The sequence below is a fragment of the Blautia wexlerae DSM 19850 genome (assembly GCF_025148125.1).
GTDB lineage: Bacteria > Bacillota > Clostridia > Lachnospirales > Lachnospiraceae > Blautia_A > Blautia_A wexlerae.
This window is the reverse complement of the sequence record NZ_CP102267.1, coordinates 803477-823248: the sequence shown is the minus strand read 5'-3', so window position 1 is coordinate 823248 and position 19772 is coordinate 803477. Positions and strand designations below refer to the sequence as shown.

Below are 19772 nucleotides of genomic sequence, written 5' to 3'. Positions count from 1 at the left end.
TATAACCAATAAAGCAAAAAAGAAGCATAACACAATGCTTCTTTTTCTACATCTATTAACTCTTTTCTATAATTTCCGTGTAATCCTGTATTTGTCCGCCCAAAAGCCTCTTACCTAGAATCACCCAGGTCTCCCTATTATACCGATCCAAGCTTCTATAAAGCCTCATAATCTCAGATTTTACATCTTCTTCCTTTTCATTTAATTCATTTCTTAAAATATACTCAATAGATACTTTAAACACCCTAGACATTTTTGCCAATATATCGGCAGGTACATTCAAATCCGATTTTTCATATTTACTAATTGTTTGTTGACTTACTCCAAGTATCTCACCAAGCGCACTTTGGCTAAGTCCTATCTTTTTTCTGAGTTCCGCAATTCGATTCACCTGTCTCACCTCCAATACATCAATATTACACTCTTTCACGCCTTGTATTCACTTTTATTAGTGGTATATTTACTACTATTCGTTGTATTTTAGTTGTAACCACTAACTCCCATTTAAGCAAGATTTATGGCGTTCTAAGCAAAAAATCTATATTTTCTAGTATATTTACTTAAAATAAAGGTAACGTCAAGTAAGCAATCAAAACCGAGTCAAAAGAAAATTTCAATCGAACCTTAAAAATTGCAGTTATTGATGAACCAATACCGGAGACGCCGCCCAAACCTATCCCCGCCAAAAGGCAAAAATGCCGTCACCATTTCTGCTAGAAATAGCATTTGACACTACAAAATAAATTAGGGAGGTATTCACATGAAACATATTTTAATTGTAGAAGATGATACTATACTGAACGAAACACTGTCCTTCAATCTACAACAAAAAGGATATATTACTCAATCTGCCCAAAACCAAAAAGAAGCTTTAATAAAATTAAAAAGTGTACTCTTTGACGCGGTTCTTCTTGATGTTTCTTTGCCGGATGGTAATGGTTTCTCTATATGCCGTAACATACGTCAAACTATCAATTTAAACACAGCGATTATCTTTTTAACTGCAGATGATATCGAACAAGATATCCTTAAAGGATACAATTTAGGTGCTGATGACTATATAACAAAACCCTTTTCTATTCTTATATTAGAAAAAAAATTGAACGCTATCCTTAATCGAATTGAGTTACATGAACCTTCCAAAACATATTCAGACCATCGGCTCCAGTTAAATTTCTCTTCATATACTGCATACGTTGAGAATAAACTTGTCGAATTCACACCGCTTGAATTTCAACTTTTGGAACTATTGATTCAAAACAAAGGTCACATTGTTACCCGCCAACGTATTCTGGATGTTATTTGGGATAAGAGAGGAAATTATGTAGATGAATCATCACTAAATAGCATGATCTGTAGAATTAGAAATCGAATTGATACTAAAGAATTTCATTATATAAAAACCATTTACGGAACTGGATATATGTGGATGAATCAATGATAGGGAGGAAATTTCGAGAGACTATGAATAAATTAAACATCTTGTTACCTTTAGTACTTTGTTTAATCAATTTTATATGTATTTGTTTCACATATAGGATTTCACCAATATGTACATTAATGTTACTCCTTTGCCAAATAAGTTTTTTTTTCAGTGGAACTTTATACTACTTTGCACACAAAAAAGCCATGCAAAAAATATTCAAAGATCTTCTTATATACATGGATCAGATGATAGATGGTTATACTATTGACGAGCAGGAAACCTTGGAAGATACTTTCATCTCCCAAGTGTACCATAAACTATACAAACTGTATAACATATTGCAGTCAAAACAACAGAGGATAGAAGCAGAAAGAGATAAACTTCAATCCTTTATATCCGATATTTCCCACCAAATTAAAACTCCTTTAACTAATCTAAATCTAGTACAAGAAACCCTTGTTCAACAAGATATATCAGATAGTAAAAAAATAACTTACTTAAATATTCAAAAAAAGCAACTTCAAAAATTGAATTTTTTGATTCATACGCTTTTGAAATCTTCCCAATTAGAGAATGGTATTATACACTTACATCGTGAATACCTTCCAATTAACAATACCATACTTTCTTCCATAGAAGAAATACTTTTATCTGCTGATAAAAAAAATATAAAAATCACTTATAATAATTCAAAAGATTACTTAATCCCGCATGATAGCAGGTGGCTAAGTGAGGCTATTTTTAATATTTTAGATAATTCAATTAAATATACTCCTACAAACGGAGAAATTTCTATATCAATATTTAAAACTGAAGATCAACTTGGCATATGTATTTCTGATACAGGTATAGGTATATCTAAATATAATTTAAACAATATATTTAATCGCTTTTGGCGTGAAAACCGAATTGTAACAGATGGTAATGGCTTAGGTCTATATTTATGTAAAGAAATAATCTCTTTGCATGATGGATATATAATTGTAGAATCAGAAAAAAACTGCGGCACTACCACCAAAATTTTTCTTCCATTTTATTATAATAAATAAAAATTATAGGTAACGACATTCAAGTCTCCTTTTTCTCAAGGAATACATAATTATTTTCTCCAATCTAACAATAACTGGGAAACAAGTAATATAAATTTGTTTTCCCAGTTATAATTAATTGTGTTCTTTATGTCGAAAATTAATCTATATCACTTATTTGAGATACCAAGGAATGCTTTTGAGCATTGCTAATACACCAAGCAGCTAATATAAATTCTAATACAACCAAAACTAATATATACATTAACATTTCCGTCATCGGAAACTTATATATCATAATACCTCCTCCGAGCAAGTTCCCCAAATATTTACATAATAATACCGATATCGGTATACCAATTAACAAAATAATAGTAAAACTTACAACGATATAGCTTATTCCCTCTATAATAAAAATATGGTAGAGTTGACTATTTGTTAATCCTATTGAACGCATAACAGCAATTTCCTTTTTCCTTGAAATCTGATTAGAAAGTGTCATATTAATCAAATTGACTACCCCAAACGCAAATATCAACCATGATATAGCTTGTATTCCCCCAAATAACAATTTCATCTGGTTCTCAAAATATTCTACTTCCTCTTCAAATGAGCAAATTGATACCCCTGACAAAGCTGTTTTAATGCAATTTGCTAAATTACCAGTAACATTTTGTATCTTCTTTGAATCAACAAGTATTTCCCATGTATAGGAATAATTTTTAATATCGGAAAGCATTGTCCCTGTATCTGCCAATTCTTCAGTAATTAAAATATAACTGTCATCTGCTACAGAAGTTCCATTTGATGTTCCTATATAACTACCATCATAAATTCCTGTAACTGTTACTGGTATTTTTCTATCATTATAGGTAATATTTATAGTTTCACCTATACTTATAAATTCTATGGTATCTGATATCAAAATTTCTGATTTTGAACATGGAAATTTCCCTGAGATTAAATGCTCTTTAATAAAAGCAGAATTCTCTTCTTTTGAATCTTCCGAAATCACATCACATAATATACCTTCATTCTCTACCCCATTAGCAACAAAAGAAACTTCTCCTATTGTATTACGAAGTTTAATAACACTCTCTACACCATCTATTGCTAAAATTTTTTGTCTCAATTCTTCGTTTAATGGATTTTCTTTTATCTGCTCTGCTACTTTTAAATGTTCATCATTCAAATAAATTCTAAACTTACCTCCATTTGCAAAAACCTTAGTTTTTACCTGTGATTCTGCTGAATAACTTACCAATAATGACGCCGACACTAACAATAGTATTCCTCCAAATGCCAAAGAAAAGATTGTGCTAATTGTTCTCTTCTTGTCTCGACCTAAATTTATTTTCGCTATATTCGATGGTGTAATCCTTTGTCTAAATTTTTTCCTATTCAAATCTTCATTTTTAAATGGAACAAATCTTATCGCTTCTAGTGGCGATGTATTTGCTGCTATTTTTACTGGTTTGCGAATAGAACACCGTACCATTATCATGCAAATAATAGCCACACAAACTGATATTACTAATGTTCCTATTATAACTTCCGGCTCTGCTTTTACACCCCCTATTAGCATTCCAAAAAAGTCCCCAAGAAGAATACCTATCGGCATTCCTATAAATGTTAATTTTTCACCTTCTTTTTTCACAATCTCCTTAATCTGTTTTTGAGTCGCTCCCACCGTTCTTAATTGACCATAGTACCGAATTTTTTCACTAATAGAAATCCTAAAAATACTCTGTATTACAGTTATTCCTGCTATAAGCACTACAACTGCCAATAAAATGAACGGAATATAATCTATTATAGACTGGTTACGTTTTGAATTTAAATACAAAAAACTATATTCATAATCCAAATGGTACTCCTGACTAATCGAAGACGCTATCTTTTCTACATCCTCTTTACTCATCATATTAACATTTCTAAAGTGTGCATATACCTGATATCCATTTTCTTGGTATCCTTTCTGTTGTGTTATAAATTGATCTCCTACAAGAAAAATATACGTATTATTGTCTCGATTTTCAAATTTGAGAATAGCTGATATTAAAAAATTATGTGTTTCATTACCAACATCCATTGAAATCTTATCCCCTATTTTGCTGTCTGGTGCATATTTTTTTAAGTATTGCTCACTAACAGCTATTTCGTTTTTTTTACTGGGTAACTTTCCTTGTTCTATATGAAATTGTTTTCTGGAAATATAAAGAGCATCTTCATCCATATAAGAAAAAGCCATACTTTTTCCATCACTATTTTTCCATGTCCCCCATGAGTATGTTACACCTACTCGTTCTATTTCGGATTGTTTTCTTAACAACTTTATACTATTTTTATCAACATTACGATACATTACTTCAAAAGTATCTTCCGATAACACTTTCTGTCTTTGAGAAGATGCAAATATTCCAACTCCACACATGGAAATCAAAAAAGTTGCCAATATAATAGAAATAATAACCATAATATTTCTGCGTCTTTCTGTCTTCAAACTACTGTTCGCCAATCTTTTTACAATCTTCTTACTATTTATTCTTAATATTCTATCCATAAGTTTGCTCCTTATCATTCCACAATTCTTCCATCTTCAATTCTAATAATCCTATCAGCTAACTGTGCAATCTCATTATTATGTGTAATCATAACAATAGTCTGATTGAATTTTTCTCCAGTTCGTTTTAATAAACCAAGCACATCTGCGCTTGATTTGCTGTCTAAATTTCCTGTCGGTTCATCAGCCAATACAATTGCAGGTTTTGCTATCAATGCTCTAGCGATTGCAACTCTTTGTTGCTGTCCTCCTGACAATTTATTTGGCATAGAATCAATTTTATCTTTTAATTGTAACATTTCTATTATTTCATCTAAAAAAATATGATCAACCTCTCCGCCATCTAATTCCACAGGTAACACTATATTTTCGTAAACACTTAAAGATGGTAGTAAATTATAATTTTGAAATATAAATCCAATATTTCTACGACGAAATATTGTTATTTCATTATCATTCATTCTACTTAACATTTTTCCACTGATATATATTTCGCCTGATGTAGGTACATCAAGTCCCCCTATCATATGTAGCAGCGTTGATTTTCCTGAACCCGATGTTCCAACAATTGTTATAAATTCTCCTTGCTCCACCTTTAAATTAATTCCATTAATTGCTCTTACTATATTAGGTTCCTCTCCATAATATTTTTTTAAATTTTTAACCTCTAAAATATACATTGTAAATCCTCCTCTTATTTAATGCTATTTTCTATATTATAAAAAACAAATCTTGACAGAATATTATTATAAAAATCATTTGATAATTACTTCCTAGTAGATATCTTTTTAGTCAAAAAAAAGGTTAAATTAAGCAAAATTTCTTACCTCTTTTATTATATTATTTTAAAATAGAAACATAAATAAAGGAGGTGAATATAATGAAAGAAGATGAATTACTGATTGAAGAAGTAAATATCTACACATCATCCTGCAACGAAATTCGCTATGATTGCTTAACGGATTGTATTGATGGCAGTGCATGGCTCTCGACTCTTGAATAAGCAATAAAAAATCGTCTCATAAGATCACACTTTACCTGTTCTTAAAGACGATTTTTTATTACTTGATAATACTAATGTATCAATACTTTCTAACTTGTGTAGGTTGCTAAGAAAAACATATTGTCGTTTCAAATCCATATATTCCCTCTTAGCAACCCTTCGCTTGTTCTTGTGTTAGCCTTTACTCAAATGGATTAATAAAGGCACTTCCGTTTGGAAGACAGTCTGTCAGGCATACATAACGAATATATCCGCAGCCAGCATATACGTTAACCTCTTCCTCTTTTAATTCTTCCTCTCTTCTTAATTCTTCATTCATGATAAACAACTCCTTTCTACTAAAAAGATGTATTTATTTGGTACAAGTAAATAATACTATTTTCCTGATATTTTGTGATAAATAATGTATAAATTGCCCTTTTTCTTTTCTATATGTACTTAATAATCTTAGGTATAAAAGTATACACAATTAATCTTTGATATCCGCCTTGAGACTTTTTAAAAATTTTATGTACTCATTTAATTTTTCCTTTTTGCTATCTGACTCCCTTTTATAAAAAAGCTGATAATCAATTAAGCGTTTAAGTAAATAGCAATTATTATCATTTACTTTACTAGAAACAGGACACTTTCCAGCACATAAATATCTATATTCGCACTTTTGGCACACGGTCTTATTATCAACACAAAATGCTGTTTTTATTTCGTCTTTTTCCAACATCTCAAGAAGTGTCTGTCCAATTGTTTCTGATGTATCTACCTGTATGTTACCTATTCTAAAATTTTCATTTTCCAAACACTGGCACATATAAATATTACCTTCTGGAAAAATCGCCATAACCTTGCCATATCCACCACAAGATTTTTTAACCTGCAATATTGACTCGGTCATATTAAATAACTTCTTTTCCTCATATCCATGTGCGTAAATGTATTCTAATATTTCTAAATTCATCTCCAATTTATCAGATTCCGTAAGAATATCTTCTCTATTTTTCCCTCTTCCGACTGGAGCTACAAAGTTCAAAAGAACCTCAACATCATACTCTGCTGCTATATCAAGCAATCTAAACAAATCCTCCTTATTTTGTCTATCATAAATGAAACTTAGAACCACCTTAATTCCTGTTTTTATACAATATTCAATATTTTTTCTTAGTTTTATTATTCTATTAGGCGATTCAAACATATGCTTTGTACTAAAATTTATTTCATTTATTTGAGAACTTAAAAATTCCAATTTCGTTTCATCAACTGCCAAACCATTACTTTGCAGAATAATAGGGCATTTTACTTTCTTTCGTATATTGCCTACTATATCAACAATATCCTTTTTAACAAACGGTTCTCCACCTGTAATAACCACTTTATGTGGTGAAATATAGCTTAAAAATGGAATAATACGTTCATTAACACTTTCGAGTGTGAATTCTTTGTTTATCTTCATATTTTGATTAGCATTAATAGCACAAAAATCACAATTCATATTGCACTGACGTGTCACCATCAGATATAACGTATTTATTTTTTCACGCTTCGCATCAATTTTTCTCTGAAACTCTGCTTGCTTACTCCATATAGGATAAATTTTATCATTTGTCTCTTTCAAATTTAAAGTATCTGCAATCCTTTTACTTACTATTAAACATACTTTAGATTCAGGATCAACTAATGCCGCTTTATCATCACATCTTATAATTGTAAAATCTGGTAATTGACTATTTTTCATAAATTCTTTTCCCTTTCAGTTCTTCTCCCATTTTATCCAATTGATTCTTGGAAATATTATTTTCAATAAGTTCATACATTACTTTTGTTACTTGACAATTAATTTCCACTGGCTGATAAACATTTCCATTTATCTCTATATTGGATGCTTGACAACCTCGTGTCTTACAATGGCTCATAAAATCACATTGTTTACATAATTGATATGCCTTATCTTCCCTATTAACTATTTCTCTTATTCTTAGTACATTAAGTCCTTCATTTACATTCCCTATCTTAAATTCTGGTAACTCTATACATGTGTAAATATTACCATCCGTTGCTACATAAACATTATTTAAACCAGCTTTACAGGCATAAAAGTCACAAGGCACTAAAAATGCTTGCAGGTGTTGCTCAAACAAATTCCAATAGAAGCTTTTTCCCCTCTTTTTAACTTCTTCCTTAAACAAATTGAAAGTGCGCCTTATTTGTTCCTTCAATTCTAATATTTCTGATGGCTCCCACTGACAATAATAATCTATACCTGATTCAATCTTATCAGCCTTCAAATCTAATAAAAACCGAAAGCTCTGTTCAAAAAACTGATAATTATTCTTTGTTACTACATGGGCATACGCAACTGTCTTTCCTGTTTTTTCCTCATACTCTCTTAAATAAGGTAGTCTTTCCATAATTCTGTTATAACTTCCATTCCCTACGTAATCATGCCTATTTAAGTCGTGTACAAATTGAGGTCCATCTATACTTACCTTTATTTCAAAATCATTTTTAATAAAAAGTTCTACATTTTCTCTTGTTATCAACGTTCCATTTATCGTTGTACTAAATTTTACTTTCAGACCATTCTTTTCACCAATTCCATTTGCATAATCAACTATACTTTTCATTGTTTCAAAAGCCATCAAAGGCTCTCCCCCAATAAAATAAACTATCAGCGTTTTATCATATTGCTTTTGTGCCTCATGAACTGCTATATCAACTGCCTTCTTAGCACTTTCTACACTCATATAGGTATTTTTCTTTTCGCCAAGATAGCAATATGTGCAATTCAAATTACATTTATTTATTATTTCCAATGATAGTGTGTACATTTTATTCCTCCTCATATAAAAAATTGATGAATCAAAGCTCTGTATTGTAAATCTAAATTCATACGTTCTTCCAAACTAAATAATGGATACCGTAAAACAATTTCTTTTTCTTGGTGCAAAATTTTAAAATCACGTATTTTATCTTTATATGGTAAAACAGCCTGATAACTATCGCAATCTATAAAAAGTATTTCCCAATCGTGCAATTGTCTAACCATTTCTGAATCCATATCCTCAATTGTAAAATTTGCAATCGTATTTGTTACTTCATTTATAAACCTCTGCTCCATCTGATCATTCGGACGATTAGTACAAAATAAGCATTGTTTTTGTTTTAAAGATTCACATGGATAATAATGATTCAAAAAACTATATTCGAAATTCTTTAACGCTTCTCTAAAACTGTCCTTATGACAACTCAATAATCCTGAAATTTTAGCACATGCAAAACTATTTCCCTGTATCAATCTGGGAATTTCCAAATGATACAAAGAAAAATAGCTTGAAGAGAAAATAACCTCATTGTGGCTTTCATCGAACAACATAATTTTTTCAGGTGAGTTTTTGTCAATGCATTTTACACCTACTACAAATGATAAATCAGCCGGATATGTTGCATATACGTTCCTGTTTGAATGTGCTGCTACTATTAGTATCCCTTGTCTTTGAGCGTCTTTGCAGATACTTTCTAGTTCTGGGTGGTAATTATATTCATCTCCTACACTTAAATTAATGATATCAACACCGGATTCAATTAGTGATTCGATTCCCCTAATCAATTCCAAGACAGAACATTTCATATTCTCCGAAATAATGGGATATAATATAATTTCCGCTTGTGGATTTTCTTTTAAAATCATTGAACAAACCATTTCTCCATGAGTAAATCCAATACCATATTTTCTATATTCTCCATTGATGCTTTTTCTTCTTATATCTAGTTTCTTATCTCTAAAAAATCTATGTTTAAAATCTCCATCTGTATCTAAGACACCAATTTTCATTAGCTTCCCTCCCTTCTACTTATGAAAACTTATTTAAATCAATTATCACATCTGCTTCTTCTAGCTCCTCTAAATTGTGAGTTGCAAAAATAACTATTTTATCTACAGATAATTCATGTAACAACTGATAAAAACTTTTTCTACGTTTTCCGTCAATGTTAGCTGTTGCTTCATCAAAAATCAAAATTTGTGAATTTTTCAAAATATTCCTCATAATATCCAAACGCCGCATTTGTCCCTCTGAGAAATTGCATGGATCTATCTTTATCTCGGTATCCCATACCATTTCTAAAGTATGGATTTCATCATACAAATCCAAGCACTCTGCCACTGTATCCATTTCTTCCTCTGAAACAATATGTAGTAATCCCATATTCCGTCTTACTGTATCATTGAAGAACTGTGTACGCTGCATAACATATCCTGTATTTTCCCAATAGCTGTTAATATCTAATTCCTGCAAATCTGTGTCGTTCACAACTACTTTTCCTTCTGTCGGTTGATACACACCTGTTATAATTTTGAACAGAGTGCTTTTACCTTGTCCACTTTTTCCATGAACTCCGTAAAGAGTGCCTTTTTCGAAATTCATATTGAGCCGATCAAATACCTGCTTATTTGACTCTGGATAAGAAAAGCTCATCTCTTCTAAGGAAATGTTGTTAACTGTTGTTACTTTCTTTCCGTCTCCTTGTTTCTGATCCGGATACTGAAGCAGACCATTGATATCCTTTAAGGAAACTACGGCTGTATGATACTCGTTAGCAAACTGTGCAATTCCAATAATAGGATTCATAATAATTGTCTGGTAGTTCATCAAGGCCATAATGGTACCTATGGTCATATTCCCTTTGAATACTTCTTGTGCACCGACTACCCAAATTATGACTGTTCCTATAAACTGAATCACGAGTATCGTAGATGTATTCAATATATACAACAAGTTCTGGCGATTCGTCTCTTTTTTGTATTTCTGATTTTTCTCAAAGTACATATCATGCACATATTGCCCACATTGAAAGAGTCTTGTAATAAACCAATTATCATAGGTGTTTGTCAGAATATTCGTGATGCTGTTATATCCTTCCAATACTTGACCACTGGTTTCCTGTATCAATTTCCCCAGGATTCTACTAATAAAAGGAACACTGACAAGTAAGATAATATTGGATACGGCAATTCCCTTATGGATAGAAAACATATATGGAGGAACAACCACCAGGATAACAATATTGGAAACCAATGTGATAATACTTGTAATTCCACATTGTTTCACTGCTGAAACATCTTTATCTACTTTCAGCAAAATGTCACTTAGCTTTATCTTCTCAAAAAAATTCACGCTTACTGTTGATAATTTATCTTCTACCTTTTGTCGCATATCTGCTGCTATCTCTTCCGATATGACAGCCACAACATAACGCTGTACATAATTCATAAGGTAGTTCAGTAGCAACATTCCTAAGAACACAGCTAGAAGGAACATAAACGCAGATAAACTGGTACTATGCGGATTCCCCAAATCATCTATCACTTTTCCCTGCAGCTCTGGACGCACCAAAGAAACCCCCGCTGTTAACACAATTATCGCTATCGTTAAAATGTAGGAAGGTAGTAGCTTTTTCTTAAAAGCATACTCTTTTAAAAATCCAAGATATGGGCGGCTTTGTTTACCTTTCATCACTTAACCTCTTGGCAATCTTCTCTCCGAACTCACTGAATTTTAAATCTTCCTCCTGGATATAGTCTATATACACTCCTAATTTTTCTCTAACTATTTCAATCGGCTGCTGTAAATAATATTCAAGAATCTGCACCATTGCCTTATAAAAGATATGTTCAAAAATACACTCTGCATCCGATGGTACATTAATCTTCCCTGTATTGATAAAATTCATATATCCGCATTTCATACCATGACAAAAATCTCGGATTGTGCATCCCTTGCACTTCGGATCGGTTTTATCAAAGTTCGACATTGCTATTAATTTTGCCTTTCTTATATCAACGCCTTCCTTGATATTACCTATACAATATTTTTCATTACTTGTAAGAAATCCGCATGGATATATCTGACCATTCGGAAAGATCTTGAAATTTCCAATTCCGGCATCGCACATGCCAAAGCAGTTCCCAAAATCACACAACATATTAAACATTTTTCCATCAAATTGATCTATAGTAAAAACTCTGCCCGCTGCTGCCTCAGCCAAATAGTACTGCAAAATTTGTCCCACCTGTTTTTCAAATTCTACCTTCAGCTCATCACATATTTTTAAATATACATCCATAATCATACAGATGTTATCCAAGCCATGCTCATGCAGGTAACAGATGTTTTCGAACATATACGGAATGGTATTTTCTGTGACCGTCATTCTTACAGAAAAATTCAATCCACTATCCTTTACCTTCATGATATTCTCAAAAATTTTTTCATAGCAAGAAACTCCATCTTTCGCAACTCTGTTCAAATCATGGGTTTCCTTATTCCCATCAAAACTAAGGCGTACTGTAAAATGATTTTCTTTCATAAATGCAATGAACCGATCATCCATCATGGAACAGTTGGTAGTAATATAATACTTTACTTCCCTTTCCGGATAATTATCTTTGATATAGGCTACTGCCTTGTAAATTAAATCTTTCTTCAGCAAAGGCTCACCGCCCAAAAAATCAATCAAGACTTTCCCTCTATCCCCATAATTCATCATAAACTCCAAAGAGTCCACAAGTGTTTTTTCATTCAACTGATAATGGTTATGGTAGTCTTCATAACAATACTGGCATTTAAAATTGCAATCTGTTGTCATATATAATGTAAAATTGTACATATATCCTCCTATTCCTAAATGTAATAATATAATTCAGTGTACTCTTTATCCTATTTTTTTCTATAATTTTTGCTTAATTTGACTTTTTAGTTGATTGATTGTCCTCTTTAAAACAACAACCAACCACAATTATGCAATAAATACATAATTGCAGTTGGTTCATAAACAAAGAATCAAACGTATACTACTATTCATACCGTAATATAACTTTAGTAAATTCCCACTTCTTTTCCAAATTTATAGATATATTGTGTGACTGTTCTAATTGCATACTGTACTGATTGATTTCCTGCATTTGAATATGTACTTTCATTTTGTGCCATATCAACCAGTTCTTTTGAATGCTTCGCAGCCGAAAACATTAAGTCTCCCACTGATAGAGAAACTGCATCATTATAGATTTGAGAAGAAAACGAATTACCTGAAATCGTGTAAGATGTTCTATTTTTGTCTACATACTTTTCAAACGCTGAATGATTACTATTTACCGCCGTTAAATTTGAAGCATGGTGCGGTTCATTCAAATCAGATACATAGTGCGTTCCTTTTCCAAGATAATCCATTGCCCTATTTATATCTCCAGCCTGATACATGATAACTGCATTCTCATAATATGTCTCTGCTCTTGTCCGGGCAGTTGGTGATGTCTGTCCCATCCAGTTTTTTCCGGTATCTGGATCATAAAAGTGCCCTGCAAATGTACCAAAGTCCGTCTCATTTCCAACCTTATCAGGCCAATCTGTCGCCTCCATTAATATTCTTGCATTTAATTCATCATTAAATAAGCTTCCCCCTTTATCATTATTCAAAATGGTAAGTGCATTTGCTACTATGTACTGATGAGTATGATCAATACCGCCCGATTGAAAACGTTCATCCCCATTTTCTACATGCTCCAGAGGTGCACCATCACCGTAGATATCGTCGGAACCATTTGCTATTTCTTGAATCTTCTGGGGAACTTTCTGTGATTCTGCTGCAAATACCACATTAGCTGAAATCATCGCTAAAACTCCTATTAGCGATACCATGATTTTTAGTTTTTTCTTCATACCTATTACCTCCTATACTTTTTTCTTCAGTATAAAAAATTTGTTACATATTTCAATAATTATTGCTTATTTTGACTCTTTTATTTTCTAAACAAAAAAGAGAGCATGCGCTCTCTTTTTTAGTCACAAAGGTACAATAATTGAAAAACAAAACATGCCATCTCTTACTTGTATAGAATATTCTCCACCATATTTTCGTACTATATTTTTTACATTTTTAATACCATATCCATGACGGCTCTTATCTGGCTTTGTTGTTTGGATTTCCCTACTTGATACAACATATTTTGCCTGATTTTTTCTTATACTATTTTCACATACAATTGATAAAAAACCTCTAAATTTACCAGCTCGCAATTGAATTAAATTTTCTTTTCCTGGCTCCTCCTTTTTCCTTAATTCACATTCTCTTAAAGCATTATCCAAAATATTTGAGATAACAACACATAAATCCTCATTTTTCATATTAGCAAACGGACGTAAATCCGCAAGAATTTTTAGTTCAATCCCTTGCTCTATTGCATCCATTTTCTTCCTATGCAATATACTGTCAATAAAAGCATTTCCTGTGTTACAATAACTCTCATATCGATCCAATTTATTCTCTATACTGCCAATATATTCTTCTTTCTCCTTCTCATCATTGCTTCCTCGTAAAGCTTCCAAATGATTTCGTATATCATGTGCAATACGCCTTACACCATCCATATCTCTCTCCAACCTTACATAATAATCATATTGAAGACTCATTTCCTTTAGCTGCAATTTCTTCTCACTTTCAATCTGTTTTGCATTTAGATAATATTCTAATAACACAACATTGCACATGCTTCCTATAATCAAAACAAAACCCGCTAGCATAATCGTTATCACAGACTCTATATTAGTAAACATATACGTACTATAATATAACTTATCCCCTAATAGTAACATTACAATTATACTTATCAGATTTGGTATTACAATAGTGACAAAATTTAGGGTGTTAATTTGCGTAGGTATTTTCCGGATTAATTTAACACTAATCAATACACCTATCGTAATAATAATCTCAGACATTATTAACATTTGTATTTGGTAATTGTCTGGAAGTTCCAATAAAAATTTTTCTGTTTGTATATATTCAATCGTACACGCAAGCACCTGTGCCAATGATATAAAGGAAAGAAAAATACAGTTTATAATAAAACAGTATTTCAAACTATATTTCCATATAATTCTTCCCGCACTCAAAGAAATTATGGTTATTGAAATAAAACTATAGATAATATGTGTATGTAAACTGTTTTCTATAATTGAAAGCATTATTGCAATAACAAGACCCAAAACAAGCCTCAATTTCTTGGTTACTCTTTTTTCCATTCTCTCGCCTAATATATAAAAAAGTAATATAATATTAAAGGCAGAAAATAAATCTTTCAATATCTCTATATTCATTTTATGCACTTCCAGTCCGTTCCGCTAGTTTTTTAATCAGTTCTTTTTTCCTAGATTTTGTCGTATAAATTTTTTCTCCACTTACCAACACAATCATAAATTCTTGGACATAATCAACATAATCCAAATTAACAATCACACCATTATGACATCTATAAAACGCATATTTTTCTAAACGGACTTCCAAATCCTGCATCTTAAATCGTCCTATTACATCTCCTTTACTAACCGTATGGAATACTACATTCCTATCTACCGTCTCAATGTACTGGATATCTGAAAGAAACAATTTCATGAAACCTGCGTTACTTTTCACTCCAATATATTCTCGTTCTCCTGAATTAATTTTTCGTATAACACGATTCAATTCACAATCAACTTGAATTTGGGTAATAGGTTTAATTATATAATTCGCCGGATCAAATTCGAAACACCCTAACCCATATTCTCTATGGGATGTCACAAAAATAATTGTTGATTTTTCATCATATTTTCTTATTACCCTAGCCAATTCAAATCCATCCATATTAGGCATCTGCATATCCAAGAAAAATACTTGAAAATCTTCTGCCAGTGAATCCATTAAATATAATGGCTTGGTATATCTTTTTATTAATAATTTTTCCTTTATAGTCTTCTCATAATTCCTAATCATTCTTTCAAGAGTATTCAAGAATACTTCTTCATCATCACATATTGCAATTTTTATCACGTATGCTCACCTACCACTTATCTTTGTATCGGATTCCTGCGTATCAAATAACCTTCTTCCCATAACTAATAAAGTTTCCCTATTGACAGAATCCAATTGTCTGTATATCTGCCACATCTCATCTTCTTGTTCTTCAGACAAATCCAGCTCGTCTTTCCCAATCAATTTATCAATTGTAACATTAAAAAAATCTGCAAACCGTAATAATAGATATCCAGGAACAGTATCCAAACTATCCATGTTTTCTATTCTACTAATTGATTGTTGACTGAGTTTCAGCTGGATGCTTAATTCTTTTTGTGAAATGCCGACCTTTTTTCTTAGTTGACGTATAACATTCATCTCTATACCTCCGATACTATTATAACATACTTCCGAAGGCATTTTACATAGATAAGTGGTATTATTTATAAATTTAACTCACTATACAAGTATTCTTATATATTCTTTATATTTATTCCACAATGTCTGTTTTTTTTCCTCTAAATAACACATTACCCAATTGGGTATTTCGTCTCCATTTTCCTGCCTAGTTCTATTCATCAAACAAATTTTTGCTAAACAATTTCTCTTGAAAATACACTGATTGCATTTCAAACATTCTTGCTCATTATCCAAATAATGCTTTACCTTATGAATAATCAATCCGCCCTTTACATCTCCAAGATAACCTGTCTCTGTTAAATTAGATGCACACCCATAGATACTTCCATCAGTCCTCACATAAATTCGTATGGCCCCGACACCGCAACCTTTACATACAGACGGTGCAAAATATTGTTGCATATCTATTATGAGTCCCCACATAAAAGGCTTTCCCTTATGAATTCTCATCAAATTGTATTCTATAACCTTTTCCCATTCTTTAGCTATAAAGTCCAACTGTTCATAATTCCATTCTACAGACAAATCTAGTGCAGAATCTATCACTTGCATTTCTAGATCCTCTACCAGATATTTGACGCTATTATATAAATCTTCATAATTGTTTCTCGTTACAACGTGTGTTGCTTGCATACGCATCTTAGTTCTATTCTCGTACTCATGAAATTGAGCAATATTATCAATTATTTTGTCATGTGTTCCACTTCCATCGCAATATTTACGATTTTTATCTTGTACTTCTTTTCCTCCATCAATGCTAATTTTCACCTGCACCTTCTTGCGAATAAGCCACTCTAAAATATCTTGATTTATAATACTTCCATTTGTTGTAATAGAATATTTAACTTCCAAATTTCTTTTTTGTGCCTCTAAATCAATCCAATCAGATACTTTTCGTATGAATTCATAGCTTAGCAAAGTCTCTCCTCCTACAAAGTCAATCCAAACCATATGATCTGGATGTCTCTGTGCATTTAAAAATGCTATTTCCATTGCCTGATAAGCCGTCACAAAATCCATTCTCTTACTAGATAATTTTCCCAGATAGCAGTAATCACAACTAAAATTACATATTTGATTTACTTCTAATGTTATCGAATACATTTTTATATCACTCTTCTATCATATATTTTACACAATCATTAGGTTCCAGTTGATATTGCTTCGCAATTTCTACATACTCTAAAAGTCTTGGACACTTGTTCTGGTATAACGCATTAAAAACTTTCAAATTATGCCAGTATAATACCTGCTCTAATTTACATATAGCTACATCAGGCTTATTTAACCATCCACTTGCCTTATAATTAAGAAAACCGCATCTTGTAGACATACAAGTAAATGCTTTCTCACATTTTTGGCATTCATGTATTTTTTTTACAGATTTCTCTACCTTGAACATGAACTTTTCTTTTTCTATGCCTGTCCATACAGTTCCTATTTTCCAATCTTCGTCATTAGCTACATAGCCACAGGGATAAATATCTCCCTCTGTATTTACTACAAAATGCCCTGTTGTACCAGCTGAACAGAATACAATGGGTCTTTTCGCTAAAAATGTAGTGTACTTAAAATCATAAAGGTTTATAACTTTACAACACGTTAATGCAATATTGTGAATATATAACGAATCCAATAACTCCATCTGTTCATGAAGAATCTTTAATTTAATCTCATCCCAATTGTCAAAATAATTATACGCTATATAAATCCTGTTTACGCCTCTCTCTAAGAAGTAACAAACATTATTGTACATATCTTCCACATTATTACATGTTACTGTCATGCGTACATTAAACATAACCTGCTGCTCAATTAGCTTCTGAAGGTTCTTGCTGATTGTACTAAAAGTATCATCTCCATATACTGAACGTCGATTCCTTTTTTGTGTATGTTCTTCTCCATCGATACTTAATGATAAATTAATATTTTCTTCCTTTACAACCTTTATTACATTATCATCTAAAAATACCCCATTCGTTGTCATTTCTAATTTGAATTGATCTCTAATTTCTTTGTAATTTGAATTAATCTTATTAATCGCATAAAAAAACAGGGGTTTATTTAGCAATGGCTCTCCCCCCAAAAATACAATATGTATTTTATCGTTTTCCACTCTGTTCTTCATAATAAATGCTAAAGTTTGATCAAATGTCCTTATATCCATTTTCCCCGTCTTCTTATCTATTCCTTCATAACAATATGTACATTTCAAATTACATCCTTCTGCTAAATATATTGTACATTCCATAAAAATCCTCCTGCTAAAAAAGCCACACAGATTTTCTTAATCCATGTAGCTCTTTCAAATTAATCAATTCCTGATAAATATGCCCCATCAAAAGGCCAAGGACAATCTGTCAAGCAATATTGCGTTCTATTTGAGCATGCAATATATCCTTGAATTTCTTCAGCAGATAAATCTAACTCTTTTGTTGTTTGTTCCATTTCATTTATTGTTTCATTGTCCATTAGGCATTCCTCCTTTCGTTTTTTATAATATAGGATAAATTTTTTTGTTCTTGCTCTCAATAAACATTGTATAAAACGTCTTTTTTTATGCTTAAAATGCTTATAACTGATACGCCACATATTTTGCCATTTTTTTTAGCAGTTCTTCCTTTTTGGATTTACTCACTGGAATAGTGACTTTTTCCTTCAATATCAATGAATCCTCCTGTACTCGTTCTACATAATCTAAATTAACTAAATACCCCTGATGGCAACGATAAAATAACCTATCTCCCAATCTTTTCTCAAATTCATATAATTTTTTATACGTAACAATATTTCTATTTGCTGTATGTATTACAACTGCCTTATTTTCAGTTTCCATATAAATAATGTCGGAAATTTGTAATGCAATAATTCCTTCTTGGGTTTTCAGCATAAGTTTTTCCTCAGCATTTATAATTTTTTTATTGTAGACCTTATTCAAAATCAGTTCAATTTTTCTATATAGCACAGGTTTTCCCAAAAAATCTTTTGCTTCAACTTGTACACATTTCTGTAAATTTGGAAGATTATAAAATGAACTACAAAATATAATAACAACATTTGAATCTATCTTGCGTATTCTTTCTGCAGTCTCAAAACCATCCATTTCTGGCATTGTAATATCCAAAAATATTATATCATATTTTCTATAAAAATATGATAACATCAATTGGGGACCACTTATAAAACGACTAACTTTTACATCTATATTATTTTCATGCGAAAAATGCTCTGTATGCTCCTCAATCCTCTTAGTAAAATCTTCGTTATCATCACATATTGCCACTTTCAGCATCAGTCATCACCTCCTGTTCATGCTTTCTAAGTCTCATAATCAAAATATCTATTGTCAATTTATTATCTTCCGACAACTGTCTATATACTTTTATTACTTCCCTTTCATGTTCTGAAAGAACTTCACCAATACTTTTTTCTTTTCTCTTATCCATTTTATTTTCTCCCATACACATATTTTTAATAATTATACTAATAGCATATTTTTTTTCTATA

Annotated in this window: 21 protein-coding genes; 3 read left to right on the top strand and 18 right to left on the bottom strand. The window is 31.5% G+C overall.

Annotated elements, in window-relative coordinates:
- Positions 1 to 55: 55 nt before the first annotated feature.
- Complete coding sequence (locus NQ550_RS03805; RefSeq protein WP_025579080.1) at positions 56 to 391, bottom strand: helix-turn-helix domain-containing protein; 336 nt, start codon at positions 389 to 391, stop codon at positions 56 to 58.
- Between the two features lie 369 nt (positions 392 to 760).
- Here NQ550_RS03805 and NQ550_RS03800 point away from each other — a divergent pair, with 369 nt between their 5' ends.
- Both NQ550_RS03800 and NQ550_RS03795 read left to right on the top strand, forming a co-directional pair.
- The gene (locus NQ550_RS03800; RefSeq protein WP_025579082.1) at positions 761 to 1441 is read left to right on the top strand and encodes a response regulator transcription factor; all 681 of its coding nucleotides are present in this window, start codon (positions 761 to 763) and stop codon (positions 1439 to 1441) included.
- Positions 1442 to 1662: 221 nt separating this feature from the next.
- Complete coding sequence (locus tag NQ550_RS03795) at positions 1663 to 2475, top strand: sensor histidine kinase (RefSeq protein WP_197724773.1); 813 nt, start codon at positions 1663 to 1665, stop codon at positions 2473 to 2475.
- A 139-nt stretch (positions 2476 to 2614) separates the two neighbouring features.
- On the opposite strand, the gene NQ550_RS03790 is transcribed toward NQ550_RS03795, so the two are convergent.
- Entirely contained in the window at positions 2615 to 5017 is a 2403-nt protein-coding gene (locus NQ550_RS03790; RefSeq protein ID WP_197724774.1) for an ABC transporter permease, read from the bottom strand.
- A gap of 14 nt (positions 5018 to 5031) precedes the next feature.
- Positions 5032 to 5697 (bottom strand): ABC transporter ATP-binding protein, encoded by a 666-nt coding sequence (locus tag NQ550_RS03785; protein WP_025579086.1) that lies wholly within the window; start codon positions 5695 to 5697, stop codon positions 5032 to 5034.
- 200 nt (positions 5698 to 5897) lie between these two features.
- Here NQ550_RS03785 and NQ550_RS03780 point away from each other — a divergent pair, with 200 nt between their 5' ends.
- On the top strand, positions 5898 to 6020 hold the full coding sequence (locus NQ550_RS03780; RefSeq protein WP_259839277.1) for a hypothetical protein: 123 nt from the start codon (positions 5898 to 5900) through the stop codon (positions 6018 to 6020).
- Positions 6021 to 6201: 181 nt separating this feature from the next.
- Here the strand turns inward: NQ550_RS03780 and NQ550_RS03775 are convergent, their stop codons facing one another.
- From NQ550_RS03775 to NQ550_RS03705, 15 genes are all read right to left on the bottom strand, one after another.
- On the bottom strand, positions 6202 to 6339 hold the full coding sequence (locus NQ550_RS03775) for a pseudouridine synthase (RefSeq protein WP_195481280.1): 138 nt from the start codon (positions 6337 to 6339) through the stop codon (positions 6202 to 6204).
- 150 nt (positions 6340 to 6489) lie between these two features.
- The gene (locus NQ550_RS03770) at positions 6490 to 7749 is read right to left on the bottom strand and encodes a radical SAM/SPASM domain-containing protein (RefSeq protein ID WP_025579087.1); all 1260 of its coding nucleotides are present in this window, start codon (positions 7747 to 7749) and stop codon (positions 6490 to 6492) included.
- Positions 7739 to 8842: a radical SAM/SPASM domain-containing protein gene (locus tag NQ550_RS03765; RefSeq protein WP_025579090.1), complete on the bottom strand. Its 1104-nt coding sequence runs from the start codon at positions 8840 to 8842 to the stop codon at positions 7739 to 7741. Before NQ550_RS03765 ends, NQ550_RS03770 begins: the two co-directional genes overlap by 11 nt.
- 11 nt (positions 8843 to 8853) lie before the next feature.
- Positions 8854 to 9846: a S8 family serine peptidase gene (locus tag NQ550_RS03760; RefSeq protein ID WP_025579091.1), complete on the bottom strand. Its 993-nt coding sequence runs from the start codon at positions 9844 to 9846 to the stop codon at positions 8854 to 8856.
- A 19-nt stretch (positions 9847 to 9865) separates the two neighbouring features.
- Positions 9866 to 11527: an ABC transporter ATP-binding protein gene (locus NQ550_RS03755; protein WP_025579093.1), complete on the bottom strand. Its 1662-nt coding sequence runs from the start codon at positions 11525 to 11527 to the stop codon at positions 9866 to 9868.
- Positions 11517 to 12680 carry a radical SAM/SPASM domain-containing protein gene (locus NQ550_RS03750; RefSeq protein WP_025579095.1) on the bottom strand — a complete coding sequence of 388 codons (1164 nt, stop codon included), beginning with the start codon at positions 12678 to 12680 and terminating at the stop codon, positions 11517 to 11519. The genes NQ550_RS03755 and NQ550_RS03750 overlap by 11 nt, the downstream gene beginning before the upstream one ends.
- A 209-nt stretch (positions 12681 to 12889) precedes the next feature.
- Positions 12890 to 13732: a zinc dependent phospholipase C family protein gene (locus NQ550_RS03745; RefSeq protein ID WP_029677010.1), complete on the bottom strand. Its 843-nt coding sequence runs from the start codon at positions 13730 to 13732 to the stop codon at positions 12890 to 12892.
- A 123-nt stretch (positions 13733 to 13855) separates the two neighbouring features.
- Positions 13856 to 15169: a sensor histidine kinase gene (locus tag NQ550_RS03740; RefSeq protein ID WP_025579098.1), complete on the bottom strand. Its 1314-nt coding sequence runs from the start codon at positions 15167 to 15169 to the stop codon at positions 13856 to 13858.
- A gap of 1 nt (position 15170) precedes the next feature.
- The gene (locus tag NQ550_RS03735) at positions 15171 to 15881 is read right to left on the bottom strand and encodes a LytR/AlgR family response regulator transcription factor (protein WP_025579101.1); all 711 of its coding nucleotides are present in this window, start codon (positions 15879 to 15881) and stop codon (positions 15171 to 15173) included.
- Between the two features lie 6 nt (positions 15882 to 15887).
- Positions 15888 to 16223 carry a helix-turn-helix domain-containing protein gene (locus NQ550_RS03730; protein WP_025579103.1) on the bottom strand — a complete coding sequence of 112 codons (336 nt, stop codon included), beginning with the start codon at positions 16221 to 16223 and terminating at the stop codon, positions 15888 to 15890.
- Positions 16224 to 16304: 81 nt separating this feature from the next.
- Positions 16305 to 17369, bottom strand: a complete 1065-nt coding sequence (locus tag NQ550_RS03725) for a radical SAM protein (RefSeq protein ID WP_025579105.1) — start codon at positions 17367 to 17369, stop codon at positions 16305 to 16307.
- 7 nt (positions 17370 to 17376) lie between these two features.
- Complete coding sequence (locus NQ550_RS03720; RefSeq protein WP_025579106.1) at positions 17377 to 18516, bottom strand: radical SAM/SPASM domain-containing protein; 1140 nt, start codon at positions 18514 to 18516, stop codon at positions 17377 to 17379.
- Between the two features lie 59 nt (positions 18517 to 18575).
- Positions 18576 to 18737 (bottom strand): hypothetical protein, encoded by a 162-nt coding sequence (locus NQ550_RS03715; protein ID WP_016289210.1) that lies wholly within the window; start codon positions 18735 to 18737, stop codon positions 18576 to 18578.
- A gap of 100 nt (positions 18738 to 18837) precedes the next feature.
- Positions 18838 to 19557, bottom strand: a complete 720-nt coding sequence (locus NQ550_RS03710; protein ID WP_025579109.1) for a LytR/AlgR family response regulator transcription factor — start codon at positions 19555 to 19557, stop codon at positions 18838 to 18840.
- Positions 19535 to 19711: a hypothetical protein gene (locus NQ550_RS03705; RefSeq protein WP_172730329.1), complete on the bottom strand. Its 177-nt coding sequence runs from the start codon at positions 19709 to 19711 to the stop codon at positions 19535 to 19537. Before NQ550_RS03705 ends, NQ550_RS03710 begins: the two co-directional genes overlap by 23 nt.
- Positions 19712 to 19772 lie beyond the last annotated feature (61 nt).

Coding starts and splice junctions, on each gene's coding strand:
- NQ550_RS03760 (WP_025579091.1), bottom strand. CDS start 9,846: ATGAAAATTGGTGTCTTAGATACAGATGGAGATTTTAAACATAGATTT.
- NQ550_RS03705 (WP_172730329.1), bottom strand. CDS start 19,711: ATGGATAAGAGAAAAGAAAAAAGTATTGGTGAAGTTCTTTCAGAACAT.
- NQ550_RS03740 (WP_025579098.1), bottom strand. CDS start 15,169: ATGAATATAGAGATATTGAAAGATTTATTTTCTGCCTTTAATATTATA.
- NQ550_RS03750 (WP_025579095.1), bottom strand. CDS start 12,680: ATGTACAATTTTACATTATATATGACAACAGATTGCAATTTTAAATGC.
- NQ550_RS03795 (WP_197724773.1), top strand. CDS start 1,663: ATGGATCAGATGATAGATGGTTATACTATTGACGAGCAGGAAACCTTG.
- NQ550_RS03715 (WP_016289210.1), bottom strand. CDS start 18,737: ATGGACAATGAAACAATAAATGAAATGGAACAAACAACAAAAGAGTTA.
- NQ550_RS03775 (WP_195481280.1), bottom strand. CDS start 6,339: ATGAATGAAGAATTAAGAAGAGAGGAAGAATTAAAAGAGGAAGAGGTT.
- NQ550_RS03765 (WP_025579090.1), bottom strand. CDS start 8,842: ATGTACACACTATCATTGGAAATAATAAATAAATGTAATTTGAATTGC.
- NQ550_RS03800 (WP_025579082.1), top strand. CDS start 761: ATGAAACATATTTTAATTGTAGAAGATGATACTATACTGAACGAAACA.
- NQ550_RS03790 (WP_197724774.1), bottom strand. CDS start 5,017: ATGGATAGAATATTAAGAATAAATAGTAAGAAGATTGTAAAAAGATTG.
- NQ550_RS03745 (WP_029677010.1), bottom strand. CDS start 13,732: ATGAAGAAAAAACTAAAAATCATGGTATCGCTAATAGGAGTTTTAGCG.
- NQ550_RS03710 (WP_025579109.1), bottom strand. CDS start 19,557: ATGCTGAAAGTGGCAATATGTGATGATAACGAAGATTTTACTAAGAGG.
- NQ550_RS03730 (WP_025579103.1), bottom strand. CDS start 16,223: ATGAATGTTATACGTCAACTAAGAAAAAAGGTCGGCATTTCACAAAAA.
- NQ550_RS03785 (WP_025579086.1), bottom strand. CDS start 5,697: ATGTATATTTTAGAGGTTAAAAATTTAAAAAAATATTATGGAGAGGAA.
- NQ550_RS03770 (WP_025579087.1), bottom strand. CDS start 7,749: ATGAAAAATAGTCAATTACCAGATTTTACAATTATAAGATGTGATGAT.
- NQ550_RS03725 (WP_025579105.1), bottom strand. CDS start 17,369: ATGTATTCGATAACATTAGAAGTAAATCAAATATGTAATTTTAGTTGT.
- NQ550_RS03720 (WP_025579106.1), bottom strand. CDS start 18,516: ATGGAATGTACAATATATTTAGCAGAAGGATGTAATTTGAAATGTACA.
- NQ550_RS03755 (WP_025579093.1), bottom strand. CDS start 11,527: ATGAAAGGTAAACAAAGCCGCCCATATCTTGGATTTTTAAAAGAGTAT.
- NQ550_RS03780 (WP_259839277.1), top strand. CDS start 5,898: ATGAAAGAAGATGAATTACTGATTGAAGAAGTAAATATCTACACATCA.